Below are 15,298 nucleotides of genomic sequence, written 5' to 3'. Positions count from 1 at the left end.
GCCCCCAGCAATGGATTTTTCTCTCAAGCACCTGGCCGTGACCACCCTTGTATTGGCGAGCCTTTCGTCGTTCACCACGCTGGCCCACGCCAACATCACCCCGCAACAAAGCGCGACCCTCCTCAAGACTTTCAATGATGCATCGGTCACGGATTTTCGCCAGTTCCTGGGCAGCGTGGCCAAGAGCGACCTGGCTAAAACTGCCAACCTCGGCCCGGCCATCAGCACCTTTCTCGACAACAAAACCCTGTCCGCCGAACAGCAGAACGAGATCAATCGCCTTCTGGGTATTTATACCCGGGTGAAATACGGCAGCGCGGCCACCGAAACACTGCGTGAGTTAGTAGCGATTCCGACCTTCCAAGTAGAAGGCGTAGCCCAGCACGACAACCCTGAATTCATCAAGATCGCGGACAAGATCAAGGGACTGGCCCAGGCGTTCAACCTGAACTTCCGCAACATCGACAACCGCGTCTATGAGATTTCCCTGGAAGGCAGTGGCGATGAAGTCGTGGGCATTCACGCCCATGCCGACGTGGTGCCTGTAACACCGGAAAACTGGGTCTTGAAGGACGGCACCAAACTCGATCCGTTCAAGGTCACCCAGATCGGCGACCGCATGTACGGCCGGGGCACCGAGGATGACAAGAACGGCATCGTCGTGGCGATGTACGCGATGAAGGTCATCAAGGAAGAGAAACTGCCGCTGGCGAGGAATTTCAAGCTACTGGTCGACACCACCGAAGAAACCAGCGGCGACGCCATTCCTTATTACTTCGAACACAACCCGACACCGAACTACAACCTGGCGCTGGATGGTGGCTACCCGGTGGTGATTGCCGAAAAAGGCTACGGCACGGTCATGGGCAACTTCCCGCGTCGTCAGGGCGAGGGCAAAGGCGCCGAAATCATCTCGATGACTGGCGGGATGGCCACCAACCAGATTCCGTCGGCTTCGGTGGCCGTCCTTATCACTGACAAGCCCGCCGAACTGGCCGCCAGCCTGCAGAAGGCCGGGGCGGAGTATGCCAAGCGCAATGGCGGTAACTTCGAAGTGAACGCCAAGGTCGACGGCAAGGACGTCAAACTGACCGTCACTGGCGTATCCGCTCACTCCTCCGAGCCCGAGTCCGGCGTGAACCCGGTCGCCAGGATGCTGGGCTTTATCCACAGCATCGACGGCAAAGTCGCGCTCAAGCACAACCACATCACCGATGCTGCTCGCTACGCCGCCGACAACTGGGGCCTGGATTACCTGGGTGGCAAATTGGGGGTGGGCTTCTCCGATGCGTTCATGGGGCCGCTGACCACGTCCCTGACCTTTGTCGGGATGGATGACAAAACCTTCAAGCTCGCGGTCAACCTGCGCGTGCCGAAAGGTGAGTCCCCGGAAGCGCTGAAGGCGAAAATTGCTGACAAGATTGGCGCCTGGAGCAAGAAAACCCACGTCGCGGCGACCTTCACCTACTCGATCGCCGAGCCGATGTACCGCAACCCTGAGGGCGAATGGGTCAAGGCCCTGCTGGCGGTGTCCACTGAAAACCTGGGCATGGAACACAAGTTCGGCTCTTCCGCCGGCGCCACGTCGGTCCATCAACTGCCCAATGGCGTGCAATTCGGCCTGGCCCGACCTGAGGTCAAGTACACCGGCCACACCGACAACGAGTTCAAGACCGTCGACCAGTTCCTGCTGGACCTGCAGATCGTGACCGAGATGATGGGACGCGTCGGGCAGTTGCCGAAACTCTGATCACTCTTGCGGACCCGCTATCCTGGCGGGTCCACTACGTTGATGCGATCGTGAAATGCAAAAAAATGTGGGAGCGGGCTTGCTCGCGAAAGCAGTCTGTCAGTTGATGATTTGTCGACTGATACACCGCTTTCGCGAGCAAGCCCGCTCCCACACGCACAAACAAAAACGCCGCTCATTGCTGAGCGGCGTTTTCGTTAAATATGGAGCGGGAAACGAGACTCGAACTCGCGACCCCGACCTTGGCAAGGTCGTGCTCTACCAACTGAGCTATTCCCGCAAATGGCGTCCCCTAGGGGACTCGAACCCCTGTTACCGCCGTGAAAGGGCGGTGTCCTAGGCCACTAGACGAAGGGGACACGCTAACTGAAACACATGGTGTGTATTCCAGTGCCCAAATACGTATCCGAAGATATCGTTTCTGGTTTCACTCAGCCCCGCCCGAAAGCAGTGCTGTTTAAAAATGGAGCGGGAAACGAGACTCGAACTCGCGACCCCGACCTTGGCAAGGTCGTGCTCTACCAACTGAGCTATTCCCGCATTGGCGTCCCCTAGGGGACTCGAACCCCTGTTACCGCCGTGAAAGGGCGGTGTCCTAGGCCACTAGACGAAGGGGACACACGTACAACATTCACTCCCTACCGCGTTTCGCTGTGTGCTTTACGCTGTAAGTGGCGCGCATTCTATGGATGGATTGAGGGGTCGTCAACCCCCTGATATAAATTTATTTAAATCAATGACTTCGCCGTGCTTTGACAGGCGAATCCGGGTTTTCCGTCGCCCGGTGTTTGACGCCTATATTCTGTCACCCGCCAAGGCGCTATAGTCCACCCACGCCACAAGTGATGGCAATGTGCACCGCGCACGTTGTTACTTATATAAGCGGGGTCACGGCCGATATAAGTAGAGTCGTGGCCGATCCAACTCGTCGAGCGGCCCTATGCGCCCCCAGGCCAAGCCACTACACTCGCACGCGAACCCTATAAAGAGGTCTTACCGGTGACACCACTCATGATCACCCTGCTAGTCGTAGCCGGGATCGCACTATTGATCGCCATTGGCTACATGAACCATGTGGTGGAAAACAATAAGCTGGAAAAGGCCCGTACCAAGGTTGAACTCAACGACCGCCTGCGTCGCTGCGGCGAAATCACCGAGACCTTCCCCGGCCAGTTGATGACGCCAGCGCTCAAGCTGCTGCTGACTCGCCTGGAGTTGAACGTCTGCCAGCGCCTGCTGCACCTTGAAAAAACCAATGCCACAGTCAAGGCCCGAATCGCCGAACTGAGCGCGCTGGTTGCCCAGGGCGAATCGATCCCGGTCAACAACCCGCCGGCACCGATCCAGACCGAAGCCAAGGCCAAGGACGTGCGCTTCCTGCTCGAAGCCTTGCATGGCCAAATCACCCGCGCGGCCCAGGACGGCTTCCTGCCGACCAACGAAGCCAAACGCTGGATCCGCGAAGTCCGCCACATCCTGGTACTGCTGCACATCGAGTTCTTCAACAACCTCGGCCAGCACTCCCTGCAACAAAACCAACCCGGCCAGGCTCGCCTGGCATTCGAACGCGGTGTGCAATACCTGCGCAAACAACAGGAACCCCAGGTCTACGCCGAACAACTCGAATACCTGGAAAAACTCCTGGCCCGCGCCAACGCCCAAGTCATGGACCAGACCGCGCCGGCTGAAGGCGAAGTCAACCAACTGACCGAAGGGTTGAAAGACGTCGAGGCGGATGCTGACTGGAAGAAGAAAGCGATTTACGACTGATCAGAACAGTCAGAGAAAGCCACCGCGAGGTGGCTTTTTTTTGCTTTGGATTTGAAGATCAAAAAATCGCAACCTTCGGCAGCTCCTACAGAGAGGCAGTGCATCCGGGAGGGATTGGTTGGCTGTGAAGCCGCCTTCGCGAGCAAGCCCGCTCCCACAGTTTTGATCGAGTGTATCCGGGAGGGATTGGTTGGCTGGCAGGGCGCCTTCGCGAGCAGGCTCGCTCCCACAATTTGAGCGAGTGTATCCGGGAGGGATTGGTCGTCTGTCAGGACGCCTTCGCGGGCAAGCCTTGCTCCTACAAAATCAAAAGCAGGACGGCGTACACCCGCCCGCTCTTCACCACTCTTCAGGCCGAGCGTTAGCTCGCCTGCAGCTTTTGATCTTGCTCTACCGCCCCTTCGGGAGGCCGAGTGGAGGTTCTGCGTAGTGGGCAGCCCGGCATGGATGCCGGGCTAGCCGCCCCCGGCCATGGATGGCCGATGGCGACGGGCCCACGGAGCAGGACCGGAGCGAGGGAACGCCGAGCCTAAGCGAGGGGCCGGACGCTGGGGCAAGACCTTTTGGTTACTTTTGGCTGGGCCGGCATTCCGGGCGTTTGCCAAAAGTGACTCGCTGTAAGAGCGAAACCATAAGCCGCCGTTACCGCAGCACCGGATATGTACACAAACACCAAGAGCATGGTCGGCCCAAAGGTCGCCAAGTCAAAGCGTCAAAGCCGAAAATGCCCAACCATCCCCTTAAGCTCAACCCCCAACTGCGCCAACTCAATACTGGACGCCGCATTCCCCTGCATGGCGAGCGAAGACTGATCCGCACTAGCCCGAATACTCGTCACACTGCGATTAATCTCCTCAGCCACCGAACTCTGCTCCTCGGCCGCCGCCGCAATCTGCTGATTCATCTGCTGAATCAACGACACCGCCGCCGCAATACTCCCCAGCGCGCTCTCAGTCTGCAACGCATCACTCACCGCCAGCTTCACCAGTTCACCACTGTTCTGAATCTGCTGCACCGACGACTGCGCCGCTGAACGCAAGGCACTGACCAACCGCTCAATCTCCTCGGTCGACTGCTGAGTACGCTTGGCCAACGCCCGCACCTCATCAGCCACCACCGCAAAGCCCCTGCCCTGCTCACCCGCCCGCGCCGCCTCGATAGCCGCGTTGAGCGCCAACAGGTTAGTCTGCTCAGCCACGCTTTTGATCACACTAAGCACCGTACCAATGTTCTGGATCTCGGCACTCAGACTCTCAATGCTGGAACTGGCCGAAGTCGCCGAATCCGCCAACTGCTCGATCCGAGCCATGCTCTGGCGCACCACCTGCTGACCACTCTCAACCTTGTCATCCGCCGTCTGCGCCGCCGTAGCCGCCTCTTCGGCATTGCGCGCCACATCGTGCACCGTGGCGGTCATCTGGTTCATCGCCGTGGCGACCTGTTCGGTTTCTTCCTTCTGGCTGCTGACCTCCAGGTTGGTCTGCTCGGTCACCGCCGACAGCGATTGCGCGGAACTGGCCAACTGCTCGATGCCCGCCTGCAAACCACTGACGATACTGCTCAGGCCCGCCCCCATCTGCTGCATCGCCAGCATCAACTGGCCGATTTCATCGCGGCGGGTCACTTCCACCGTCGCGCTCAAATCCCCGGCGGCAATCTGCTGGGCAACACGGATCACACTGCGCAGCGGCGCCACGATCAACCGGGTAATCACCCACGCCGCAATCAACCCGACCAGCAATGCCAGCGCCGAAGAACCGACGATCAACAAAGAGTTCTTTTTGAGCTCGGCCTGCATCGCCCCGTCTTCGGCCACGTAGGCCTGATCCACCCGCTCCACCACCTGTGCGGCGCGCTGGTGCAGTTGTTCGTAAACGGTTTTTTCCTGGGCCAGCAGCCCGGTGTACTCGGCCAGTTTTTCACTGAAACTGGCGATGTGCCCGGTCACTTCATTGAGGACTGTCTGGTAGCCCTCGTCCTTGACTGTGGTTTTCAGCTGTTCGGCCTGGGTCAACGCCTGGTCGGCCTGCTCGATCTTGCCCTTGCCGGCGCTGTCGTCGTCACCCTTGCGGCTCTGGTCGAGACGTACGCGGGCCTCGTTCATGGCCTGCAACATCAACCGTGACACCTGGCTGACCTGGTTGGCCTGTTCGATGAACTGCGCGCCGTCCTTACCTTCGGAATCCTTCAAGGTATAAGCGCCATCGTCGGCGAGGCCGGCCTGCAATACGTCGAGGTTGTTAGCCACGCTGGACACCGACCAACTGGCCATTTCCAGCGCCAGGTCCTTGGCCTGGGTCAGCGAGACAAACTCATCGAAGGCCTTGCGATAGGCCCCCAACGACTGCTCGACATCGTTCATCACCGGCACGTTGGCCGCCGACTGCGCCTTCAACTGGTCCGCCAACGCGACCAGCGCATCAACCCCCTGCCGCAGGGCATCGGCGGTTTTCGGGTTGCCGTGCAAGGCGTACTCCTGCTCCAGCAAGCGTACCTTGAGCAAGCCACTGTTGAGCGACGACATTTGCTTTAGCCCGTCGAAGCGATGACTGATGGTTTGCAGGGACCATACGCCAATGGCTGCCACCAAGGCTGTCAACAACAGCACCAGGACAAACCCGATGCCCAGTTTTTTCGCCATACCGAGGTTGGCAAAACGTCCTTGCACGGCCGAAATCATTGCTCGTAGTCCCCTGCCATAGTCTGTAGATGGAGATTCGCAACGGGCCTGTGTCAACACAAGTCTCTGGCGTCGGAATAATGGCAAAAAGCTACGCCCACGTCGTTTTCAGAATGTTTTAGGTCGATTCGAAGCCGTGGCCTGGAAAAACCGGCGGGCCCGCGGATCACAGGCATAGGCCACATTGATTCGCTGCCAGTCGTTGGCCTCGCCAGTCGGGCTGAAAGCCGTCGGGGAAGACAGCAGGACACCGAAACGGCGTGCCTGCGTTCGCAACTGAGCATAGTCGGACATCGGTGATCGCGCCCAGATGAACAAGCCGCCGGCAGGCTTGCCGAACACCTCCCATTCGGCATCTTCAAGCACCTGCAATGCCGCGACCCGGTCCACGTTCAGACGCTGGCGCTGGCGCTGTACCAACTTGCGATAGGCGCCGGTGGCCAACAAGCTGGCCAGCACCGACTCGCAAAACCGCGACCCGCCCATGCTGCTGATCATCTTGACCTCGGCCAGCCGCGCAATGAGCCCGGCGTCGGCCACCACAAAGCCAACGCGCAATGAGCTGCTGAGGGTTTTCGAGAAACTGCCGACGTAGATCACCCCGGCACCGTCATCCAGAGCCGCGAGGCGTGTGCCGGGCGCATTGTGCAAATCCGCGTAAACGTCGTCTTCGATCACCCGCGCGCCATGGGCCTTGCTCAGTTCAAGAACCCGTTGCGCCACCACGGGGGTCACGCAACTGCCCGTGGGGTTGTGGTGGAAGCTATTGATGAACAGCGCACGGGGGCGGTGCTTGATCAATAGGCGTTCAAGCACTTCCGTGTCGGGCCCGCGCGGGGTGCGTGGCACTTCAAACATCTGAACGCCGTGCAGCCTGAGCAAATCGAACAGATGGGAAAAGCCGGGATTTTCCACCACCACGCAATCCCCCGGCTTGAGCAACGTGCGCACAATCAGGTCGATGCCCTGGGTAGCACCGGCCGTGGTCAGGACGCGACTCTCGTCGGCTTCGATATTGAGTGGCTTCAAGCGCTTGAGGATCTGCTGGCGCAGCGCGAGCAAGCCCAGCGGCGTGCTGTAGTTGAAGAGGCCAGCCATGTCGGTACGGGCTACCTGGCGGATGGCATAGCTGAGGTCGTCCGTCTCGCGCCAGCTTTCGGGCAACCCGCCACACCCCAGCATCAGTTCACCCGACAAGCTGTCGGGGTAACTCGTTTGCATCAGCTCTGCACCTTCGAACCGGGGCAGATCCCACGCGTCCGGGGCAACCGACGCCGGCGCGGCGACAAAGAACCCCGAGCCGGGACGCGACGCCAGAATCCCTTGGGCGACGAGGCGCTCGCAGGCTTCAACGACACTGGATTGACTGAGCAAATTGAGCCGCGCGATGTGTCGCACGGAGGGCAAACGCGTCGCGGGCGGCACTTCACTTTGACGGATCCAGCTCGCCAGTCCGTCGACGATTTGCTGTACGACGGGCACCATTGCCTGTCGATCAATTCTCAATTCCATGAGCAAGCAAACTCCTGTCCATTTTGCTGACAGCAGTTAATCACAGGAGCGCGTGCGAGGCTGTGCGACAACGCCGCCAAAAGCGGCGGTTCTAACCATTTGAAACACATTCCCCCACGGCTAGCCACAACCCCATGTGGGAGCGGGCTTGCTCGTGAAGGCGGCGTATCAGTCAACATAGATATCGACTGACACTCCCTCTTCGCGAGCTAGCCCGCTCCCACATGAGGGGATTGCGTTATCGACTTTTAGAACGCGGTCACACCGCCATCCACCGCCAGCGAATGCCCGGTGGTGAAGGCCGCGCCGTCGCTGCACAGGTACAACACGGCGCTGGCGATTTCCTCGACCTTGCCGATGCGGCCGACCGGGTGCATCGCGTTGGCGAACTCGGCCTTCTTCGGATCGGCCTCGTAGGCACGGCGGAACATGTCGGTGTCGATCACCGCCGGGCACACCGCATTCACGCGGATTTTCTTCTTGGCGTATTCGATGGCCGCTGACTTGGTCAGACCGATCACCGCGTGCTTGGAGGCGGCGTAGATGCTCATCTTCGGCGCCGCACCAAGGCCGGCCACCGATGCGGTGTTGACGATCGCACCGCCGCCCTGGGCCAACAGCAACGGCAACTGATACTTCATGCACAGCCAGACGCCTTTGACGTTGACGCCCATGATCGCGTCGAACTCATCAATCGTACCGTCGGCGAGCTTGCCTTTTTCGATCTCGATACCGGCATTGTTGAAGGCATAGTCGAGGCGGCCGTAGGTATTGATCACCTCGTCCATCAGATGTTTTACCTCGCTCTCCACGGTGACGTTGCAACGCACGAAGGTCGCTTCGCCGCCCGCTGTACGAATCAGCGCTACGGTGCCCTCGCCCCCCGCGGTGTCCAGATCGGCGACCACGACCTTCAAGCCTTCGGCTGCAAAGGCCTGGGCGGTGGCGCGGCCAATACCGTTGGCTGCACCGGTCACAACGGCTACCTGGCCGGAAAACGTCATGCTCATTGTTCTGTCCTCGAAGAGAAGATGGCGGGGGATCGCGTATTTGCAGTCTATCCACGGGGCGTAGCGTGCGGCAGCACTATCAGAAGGCCGGTTGAGTGCCCATGAGTCACAGTGATAGAGGCGCCCGAGTCACTATCACTGCACTGGATCGGCCTGCATTCGCCGCATCAGCCAACCTTGCGGCATCGGCCATGAAGGTCTATCAACAAGGCTTCGTTCATCTTGAGTGCCTGCCATGACTACCCAGACCAATCGCCAATTCCTGCTCGCCAAACGCCCGGTCGGCGCGGCGACCCGCGAAACGTTCACCTATCAAGAAGTGCCGGTCGGCGAGCCGGGGGCGGGTCAGATCCTGGTCAAGAACGAATACTTGTCCCTGGACCCGGCCATGCGTGGCTGGATGAACGAGGGCAAGTCCTACATCCCGCCGGTCGGTATCGGCGAGGTCATGCGCGCATTGGGCGTAGGCAAAGTCGTGGCATCGAACAATCCGGGCTTTGCGGTCGGGGACTACGTCAACGGCGCCCTGGGCGTGCAGGATTATTTCCTTGGCGAGCCACGGGGTTTCTACAAAGTCGATCCGAAACTGGCGCCACTGCCGCGCTACTTGTCCGCACTGGGCATGACCGGCATGACTGCTTACTTCGCCCTGCTCGACGTCGGCGCACCGAAGGCCGGCGACACCGTGGTGCTGTCGGGCGCGGCCGGTGCGGTGGGCAGCATTGCCGGGCAGATCGCCAAGATCAAAGGCTGCCGCGTGATCGGCATCGCCGGCGGTGCGGACAAGTGCAAATTCCTCATCGACGAATTGGGTTTTGACGGCGTCATCGACTACAAAAACGAAGACGTCGTCGCCGGGCTCAAGCGCGAATGCCCGAAAGGCGTGGACGTGTATTTCGATAATGTCGGTGGTGACATCCTCGACGCGGTACTGAGTCGCCTTGCCCTCAAAGCACGGGTAGTGATTTGCGGCGCCATCAGCCAGTACAACAACAAGGAAGCGGTCAAGGGCCCGGCCAACTACCTGTCGCTGCTGGTCAACCGCGCACGAATGGAAGGTTTTGTGGTGATGGACTACGCCGCGCAATTCGCCGCCGCCGGGCAGGAAATGGCCGGCTGGATGGCCAAGGGGCAGTTGCAGAGCCGCGAAGATATTGTCGAAGGACTGCAGACGTTCCCGGAGACGCTGATGAAGTTGTTCAGCGGGGAGAATTTCGGGAAGTTGGTGTTGAAGGTTTAACGCAACACTTCAATACACCACAAACCAATGTGGGAGCGGGCTTGCTCGCGAAAGCGGTATATCAGTCAATGATGATGTCGACTGACACTCCCTCTTCGCGAGCAAGCCCGCTCCCACATTTTGGATCTTCGGTGTGTCTGGTTAAGCGATTTCGGCTACGACATCGGCCAATGCCTTCGCCGGATCCGCCGCCTGGCTGATCGGACGGCCGATCACCAGATAGTCGGAACCGGCATCCAGGGCCTGGCGCGGGGTCAGGATGCGGCGTTGGTCGTCCTGGGCGCTGCCCGCCGGACGAATCCCCGGGGTCACCAGTTGCAACGACGGGTGAGCCGTTTTCAGGGCCTGGGCTTCCAGGGCCGAGCACACCAGACCGTCCATCCCGGCTTTTTCCGCCAGCGCGGCTAGGCGCAGTACTTGCTCCTGAGGCTCGATGTCCAGGCCGATGCCCGCCAGGTCTTCACGTTCCATGCTGGTCAGCACGGTCACGCCGATCAGCAGCGGCTTGGGGCCGGTACGCTGGTCGAGCACTTCACGGCACGCTGCCATCATGCGCAGACCGCCGGAGCAGTGCACGTTGACCATCCACACGCCCATTTCCGCCGCCGCTTTGACCGCCATGGCGGTGGTGTTCGGGATGTCGTGGAACTTGAGGTCCAGGAACACTTCGAAACCCTTGTCACGCAGGGTGCCGACGATTTCCGCGGCGCAACTGGTGAACAGTTCCTTGCCGACTTTGACCCGGCACAGTTTCGGGTCCAACTGGTCGGCCAGCTTCAGTGCGGCGTCACGGGTGGGGAAATCCAGGGCGACGATGATAGGAGTCTGGCAGACGGACATGTGCGGGCTCTCAGGCAGGACGAAATCGGCGCGCATTGTAGCGGAACCAGCGCCGCTGCGGGACCCGATGATCGGTAAATCGTCCCGCAGACTCTGGTAAGCCTAGCGGGCGCGCCAATTGTGTCGAGCCCGATACACACAGGACACGCCCACAACAAAGGGCATCGCTACCCTCGGCAGCCGCAACACGTCCTTACAGCACTTCCCGCCTTAGGGCTGGACGCCTATGCTGAAGCCACAACCTCGCAGCCCATCTTTGTGGTTGGCAGCCTACCTGGCAGATGAACCCACGCATGCACAACACCCCTGCACCTGTGAACGACGATCAAAAAGCGCCCGGCGACGACAAACGCTGGAGCATTCGTGCCCTGATCGTCGACGATGACGTCCCGATCCGCGAATTGATGATCGACTACCTGGCCCGGTTCAATATCCACGCCAGCGGCGTCACCGATGGCGCAGCCATGCGCCTGGCGCTGCAAGCGGAACATTTCGACGTGGTGGTGCTCGACCTGATGCTGCCCGGCGAAGACGGTTTGTCCCTGTGCCGCTGGCTACGTGCGGAATCGGACATCCCGATCCTGATGCTCACCGCGCGCTGCGAACCCACCGACCGGATCATCGGCCTGGAACTGGGGGCCGACGACTACATGGCCAAGCCGTTCGAGCCACGGGAACTGGTGGCGCGGATTCAGACGATTCTGCGGCGGGTGCGCGACGATCGCACCGAACAGCGTGCGAATATTCGCTTCGACAATTGGCGTCTCAATAGCGTGCTGCGCCAGTTGATCGCCGCCGATGGGCTGGTGGTGCCGCTGTCCAACGCCGAATTCCGCCTGCTCTGGGTATTCATCGAACGTCCGCGCCGGGTGCTCAGCCGCGAACAATTGCTCGATGCCGCCCGGGGTCGTTCGATCGAAGCCTTTGATCGCAGCATCGACTTGCTGGTGTCGCGCCTGCGCCAGAAACTCGGGGATGACCCGAAGAACCCACAGTTGATCAAGACCGTTCGCGGTGAGGGTTATCTGTTCGACGCGAGAGACATCGGCTGATGCGTGCGCGCTTCGATACGCTGTTCGGGCGCCTGTTTGGCGTGCTGTTGATCGCGATTATCCTGGCGCACCTGCTGGCGTTTCTCTGGTTTCGCCATTACGGCCCGCCTCCCCCTCCGCCACCGCCGGGATTTTCCGAGAACTTCGACGGGCGGCGCCCACCGATGGACCCGCGTTTCGAAAAACGCCCGCCCCGGCCGTGGTTCGGCGGGCCGTTGGTGCCGCTGACTTTTCAACTGGTTTCGTTGATCATTGCCGCCTGGTACGGCGCCAAGTTGCTGAGCCGACCGATCCAGCGCCTGAGCGATGCCGCCGAGCGCTTGAGCGAAAACCTCGACAGCCCGCCGCTGGACGAGTCCGGCCCCCGGGAAGCGCGGCAAGCAGCCCACACCTTCAACAAGATGCAGCGCCGGATCATCGAGCAAGTGCAGCAGCGTTCGCGGATGCTCGGCGCGGTGTCCCACGACCTGCGCACGCCGCTGTCGCGGCTCAAGCTGCGCTTGGAACAGATCGACGACGACAAGCTGCAAGGCCAGATGCGTCAGGATCTGGACGACATGATCGGCATGCTCGACGCCACCCTCACCTACCTGCACGAGCAACGCACCAGCGAGGCCCGGCAATGGATGGACGTGCAGGCGCTGGTGGAGTCCCTGAGCGAAAACGCCCAGGACCAAGGCGCGGACGTCCAGGCCAGCGGTCATTGCGCGCCGTTGCAAGTCCAGCCGATGGCCTTGCGCTCGTGCATCAATAACTTGATGGACAATGCCCTGCGGTATGCCGGGCAAGCGCTGATTACCCTCGAAGACAGCCGTGAACATCTGGTGATCCGAGTGATAGATCACGGGCCGGGGATCGCGCCAGACAAACGGGAAGCGGTGTTCGAACCGTTCTTTCGCCTGGAGGGTTCGCGCAATCGCAACTCCGGCGGCGTCGGCCTCGGTATGACGATTGCCCGGGAAGCGGCGGAACGCTTGGGTGGGCAGTTGAGCCTGGAAGAGACGCCGGGTGGCGGGTTGACGGCGGTCATCAACCTGCCCCGCACCTGAGCCACACAAGTCCCCTGTGAAACATAGATCCCCCTGTGGGAGCGAGCCTGCTCGCGAAAGCGATTTAACATTCAACATCTATGTCGACTGTCAGATTACCTTCGCGAGCAGGCTCGCTCCCACAGGGGATCTCGGGCTGGCCAGCTGACTCTGTGTACCCACCGGTACAAACGCCACATACCCACGACAACTTGCCCCTTGAGGCTGCATAAACCGGTGCACTCACCGGTTTTCCGTCCAAAGGAGTGAGCCCAATGATCGGTAGCGTCAGCAGTAACTACACGAGCTATACCAGCACGAGCACCAGCAGCACGACGGCCAACGCCGCCCGCCGCGCGGAGTTCCAGAAACAACTGTTAACCAAGCTCGACACCAATGGCGACGGCTCGGTGAGTCAGGACGAGTTGAAAACCGCCCAGACCGAGAAACCCGATAATCGTCTGTTAGCCGACCTGAGCAAAAACTTCACCGACCTGGACAGCGACGACAGCGGCAGCCTGAGCAGTGAAGAAATGGCCGCGATGGCGCCACCCTCTCCTCCGCAAGATCAGGCACCGAATACTGATCTGGCCGACGCACTCCTTGGCGTGCTGGACGCCGATAGCGACGGTAATCTCAGCAGCGATGAGTTGAGCAATGGCCTGACCGCCGCTGGCAGCACGGCCGACAGCAAGGAAATCTTCTCGGCCCTGGACAAAAATCAGGACGGCACCGTCAGCAAGGACGAACTCGACGCTGCGATGAGCCCACCGCCGCCGCAGCAGGCCTCCAGCGACCAGTTGTTCAGCCAACTCGATACGGATAGCGACGGCAGCGTCAGCGCCACGGAACTGAGCAGCGCGTTGCAGGCAAGCACCAGCAGTTCTTCGACCTCCACCGACACCAGCGCCGCGTTGCTGAAGATCCTCGACAGCGACAGCAGCGGTGGCGTCAGCAGCGATGAACTCAAAGCAGCGTTGCAGGCGGGTCGCGAGAAAAACAGCGACAGCTCTACCGATCAGTCGAATGTGAGCGAAGCGCTGCAGAAAATGATCGCCAATTTGAGCAAGCAGTATTCGCTGGATAACGTGGCGAGCGTGGGGAAATACCTGAACGTTACGAGCTGAGGCAAAAAGCTTCGCGAGCAAGCCCGCTCCCACAGGATTCGTGATCGACACAAAACCAGTGTGGGAGTGGGCTTGCCCGCGAAGAGGCCCTACACCCCAACAAAAAGCCCACTGACCTTTACGGGTCAGTGGGCTTTTTTAGATCAAAAGATCGCAGCCTTCGGCAGCTCCTACAAAAGCCAATCAGCGGCGATCTTCGACTCGCGCCTGGCTCTTGCTCCAGTCGGTCAGCAGGCTATACGCCACCGCCAACAACGTCGGCCCGATGAACAGCCCGATAAACCCGAAAGCAATCAACCCGCCAAAAACCCCCAGCAGCACGATCACCAACGGCAGATTCCCGCCTCGACTGATCAGGTACGGCTTCAGCACGTTGTCCACGCCGCTGATGATGAACGTGCCCCAGATGCCGAGGAACACCGCCATCCCGTACTCGCCCTTCCAGGCCAACCAGGCCGTGGCCGGAATCCAGATCAGCGGCGGCCCCATCGGGATCAGGCTCAACAGGAACGTCACGATCCCCAGCACCAACGCTCCGGGAACCCCGGCGATCAGGAAGCCGATCAACGCCAGGATCGCCTGGGCCGCCGCGGTGCCAATTACCCCGTTGACCACCCGTTGCACAGTGCCGGCGACCAGTTCGATGTAATACCCGGCGCGGTCACCGATCAGGCGTGACAGCAAGCTATGGACAAACGCTGCCAGGCGCGGCCCGTCGCGGTAGAAAAAGAACACAAAGACAATGCTCAGGGTCAGTTCGAGAATGCCGCCGCCAATCTGCGCACTGCGCGCCAGCAACCAGTTGCCGACCTGCCCCAGATAAGGTTTGACCGCCAGCATCAGCGCCGCGCCCTGCTCGTCGATGCTGTTCCAGATGCCCACCAGCCGCTCGCCAACCAAGGGAATGCTGCCCAGCCAGACCGGCGCTTCCGGCAGGCCATCGACCTGCACATCCTTGATGAACACCGTGGCGTCGCGCACGTGGTCCGCCAGGTTGAACCCCAGCCACACCAACGGCACCGCCACCAGCAACATCCAGCCCAGGGTCAGCAAGGCCGCCGCCAGGGATTCCCGGCCATTGAGCCAACGGGTCAGCAAGCGCATCAGCGGCCAACTGGCAAACGCCAGCACCGCGCCCCAGAACAATGTCGACCAGAACGGCGCCATCACCCAGAAGCTCGCACCAAACAGCACCAGGAGCAGAATCTGCACCAACAGCCGATCGTTATTGATCATGCAAATCTCGAAAAAAGTCAGTCAGCCAAAGAGTAGGCGAACGCGCGGGACGC

11 protein-coding genes, 4 tRNA genes and 1 pseudogene are annotated in these 15,298 nt (G+C 60.5%); 6 read left to right on the top strand and 10 right to left on the bottom strand.

Going from position 1 to position 15,298, the window contains the following annotated elements:
- Positions 1–10 precede the first annotated feature (10 nt).
- Positions 11–1,750 (top strand): dipeptidase, encoded by a 1,740-nt coding sequence (locus ACIQY3_RS29625; protein ID WP_403026992.1) that lies wholly within the window; start codon positions 11–13, stop codon positions 1,748–1,750.
- 204 nt (positions 1,751–1,954) lie between these two features.
- On the opposite strand, the gene ACIQY3_RS29620 is transcribed toward ACIQY3_RS29625, so the two are convergent.
- The 4 genes from ACIQY3_RS29620 to ACIQY3_RS29605 all read right to left on the bottom strand — a co-directional run bounded on the left by ACIQY3_RS29620 (position 1,955) and on the right by ACIQY3_RS29605 (position 2,368).
- Positions 1,955–2,030: transfer RNA gene (locus ACIQY3_RS29620), tRNA-Gly, on the bottom strand.
- Positions 2,031–2,033: 3 nt separating this feature from the next.
- Positions 2,034–2,109: transfer RNA gene (locus tag ACIQY3_RS29615), tRNA-Glu, on the bottom strand.
- A 105-nt stretch (positions 2,110–2,214) separates the two neighbouring features.
- Positions 2,215–2,290: transfer RNA gene (locus tag ACIQY3_RS29610), tRNA-Gly, on the bottom strand.
- Between the two features lie 2 nt (positions 2,291–2,292).
- Positions 2,293–2,368: transfer RNA gene (locus ACIQY3_RS29605), tRNA-Glu, on the bottom strand.
- A gap of 393 nt (positions 2,369–2,761) precedes the next feature.
- On the opposite strand from ACIQY3_RS29605, the gene ACIQY3_RS29600 reads away from it, so the two are divergent.
- Positions 2,762–3,520 carry a hypothetical protein gene (locus ACIQY3_RS29600; protein WP_403026989.1) on the top strand — a complete coding sequence of 253 codons (759 nt, stop codon included), beginning with the start codon at positions 2,762–2,764 and terminating at the stop codon, positions 3,518–3,520.
- A gap of 712 nt (positions 3,521–4,232) precedes the next feature.
- Here the strand turns inward: ACIQY3_RS29600 and ACIQY3_RS29595 are convergent.
- The 4 genes and pseudogenes from ACIQY3_RS29595 to ACIQY3_RS29580 form a co-directional block, all read right to left on the bottom strand.
- Positions 4,233–5,096, bottom strand: coding sequence for a methyl-accepting chemotaxis protein (locus ACIQY3_RS29595; RefSeq protein WP_401329210.1), 864 nt, complete (start codon positions 5,094–5,096; stop codon positions 4,233–4,235).
- Positions 5,094–5,318: pseudogene (locus tag ACIQY3_RS29590) on the bottom strand (HAMP domain-containing protein); the annotation flags it as partial. The pseudogene ACIQY3_RS29590 and the gene ACIQY3_RS29595, both read right to left, overlap by 3 nt.
- Positions 5,319–6,308: 990 nt before the next feature.
- On the bottom strand, positions 6,309–7,712 hold the full coding sequence (locus ACIQY3_RS29585) for a PLP-dependent aminotransferase family protein (RefSeq protein ID WP_403026986.1): 1,404 nt from the start codon (positions 7,710–7,712) through the stop codon (positions 6,309–6,311).
- 248 nt (positions 7,713–7,960) lie between these two features.
- Positions 7,961–8,722: an SDR family oxidoreductase gene (locus tag ACIQY3_RS29580; protein ID WP_403026982.1), complete on the bottom strand. Its 762-nt coding sequence runs from the start codon at positions 8,720–8,722 to the stop codon at positions 7,961–7,963.
- Positions 8,723–8,957: 235 nt separating this feature from the next.
- Here ACIQY3_RS29580 and ACIQY3_RS29575 point away from each other — a divergent pair, with 235 nt between their 5' ends.
- Positions 8,958–9,962: an NADP-dependent oxidoreductase gene (locus ACIQY3_RS29575; protein WP_403026979.1), complete on the top strand. Its 1,005-nt coding sequence runs from the start codon at positions 8,958–8,960 to the stop codon at positions 9,960–9,962.
- Between the two features lie 141 nt (positions 9,963–10,103).
- On the opposite strand, the gene pyrF is transcribed toward ACIQY3_RS29575, so the two are convergent.
- Complete coding sequence (pyrF, locus tag ACIQY3_RS29570; RefSeq protein WP_185066885.1) at positions 10,104–10,802, bottom strand: orotidine-5'-phosphate decarboxylase; 699 nt, start codon at positions 10,800–10,802, stop codon at positions 10,104–10,106.
- Between the two features lie 293 nt (positions 10,803–11,095).
- On the opposite strand from pyrF, the gene ACIQY3_RS29565 reads away from it, so the two are divergent.
- From ACIQY3_RS29565 to xopAW, 3 genes are all read left to right on the top strand, one after another.
- Entirely contained in the window at positions 11,096–11,854 is a 759-nt protein-coding gene (locus ACIQY3_RS29565; protein ID WP_054054921.1) for a response regulator, read from the top strand.
- Positions 11,854–12,903 (top strand): sensor histidine kinase, encoded by a 1,050-nt coding sequence (locus ACIQY3_RS29560; protein ID WP_403026975.1) that lies wholly within the window; start codon positions 11,854–11,856, stop codon positions 12,901–12,903. The genes ACIQY3_RS29565 and ACIQY3_RS29560 overlap by 1 nt, the downstream gene beginning before the upstream one ends.
- Positions 12,904–13,157: 254 nt before the next feature.
- Positions 13,158–14,009, top strand: a complete 852-nt coding sequence (gene xopAW, locus ACIQY3_RS29555; protein ID WP_403026972.1) for a XopAW family type III secretion system calcium-binding effector — start codon at positions 13,158–13,160, stop codon at positions 14,007–14,009.
- Positions 14,010–14,192: 183 nt separating this feature from the next.
- Here the strand turns inward: xopAW and ACIQY3_RS29550 are convergent, their stop codons facing one another.
- Positions 14,193–15,245: an AI-2E family transporter gene (locus tag ACIQY3_RS29550; RefSeq protein ID WP_403026965.1), complete on the bottom strand. Its 1,053-nt coding sequence runs from the start codon at positions 15,243–15,245 to the stop codon at positions 14,193–14,195.
- Between the last annotated feature and the right edge of the window lie 53 nt (positions 15,246–15,298).

Source organism: Pseudomonas sp. NPDC096950 (assembly GCF_044762525.1).
Taxonomy (GTDB): domain Bacteria; phylum Pseudomonadota; class Gammaproteobacteria; order Pseudomonadales; family Pseudomonadaceae; genus Aquipseudomonas.
Note: the sequence above shows the minus strand (reverse complement) of the source record. Positions and strands in the feature narration are given on the sequence as shown.

What these genes read in the sequence shown, in the direction of transcription:
- ACIQY3_RS29625 (WP_403026992.1), top strand. Translation starts at nt 11, where the DNA reads ATGGATTTTTCTCTCAAGCACCTGGCCGTGACCACCCTTGTATTGGCG.
- ACIQY3_RS29600 (WP_403026989.1), top strand. Translation starts at nt 2,762, where the DNA reads ATGATCACCCTGCTAGTCGTAGCCGGGATCGCACTATTGATCGCCATT.
- ACIQY3_RS29595 (WP_401329210.1), bottom strand. Translation starts at nt 5,096, where the DNA reads ATGGGGGCGGGCCTGAGCAGTATCGTCAGTGGTTTGCAGGCGGGCATC.
- ACIQY3_RS29585 (WP_403026986.1), bottom strand. Translation starts at nt 7,712, where the DNA reads ATGGAATTGAGAATTGATCGACAGGCAATGGTGCCCGTCGTACAGCAA.
- ACIQY3_RS29580 (WP_403026982.1), bottom strand. Translation starts at nt 8,722, where the DNA reads ATGAGCATGACGTTTTCCGGCCAGGTAGCCGTTGTGACCGGTGCAGCC.
- ACIQY3_RS29575 (WP_403026979.1), top strand. Translation starts at nt 8,958, where the DNA reads ATGACTACCCAGACCAATCGCCAATTCCTGCTCGCCAAACGCCCGGTC.
- pyrF (WP_185066885.1), bottom strand. Translation starts at nt 10,802, where the DNA reads ATGTCCGTCTGCCAGACTCCTATCATCGTCGCCCTGGATTTCCCCACC.
- ACIQY3_RS29565 (WP_054054921.1), top strand. Translation starts at nt 11,096, where the DNA reads ATGCACAACACCCCTGCACCTGTGAACGACGATCAAAAAGCGCCCGGC.
- ACIQY3_RS29560 (WP_403026975.1), top strand. Translation starts at nt 11,854, where the DNA reads ATGCGTGCGCGCTTCGATACGCTGTTCGGGCGCCTGTTTGGCGTGCTG.
- xopAW (WP_403026972.1), top strand. Translation starts at nt 13,158, where the DNA reads ATGATCGGTAGCGTCAGCAGTAACTACACGAGCTATACCAGCACGAGC.
- ACIQY3_RS29550 (WP_403026965.1), bottom strand. Translation starts at nt 15,245, where the DNA reads ATGATCAATAACGATCGGCTGTTGGTGCAGATTCTGCTCCTGGTGCTG.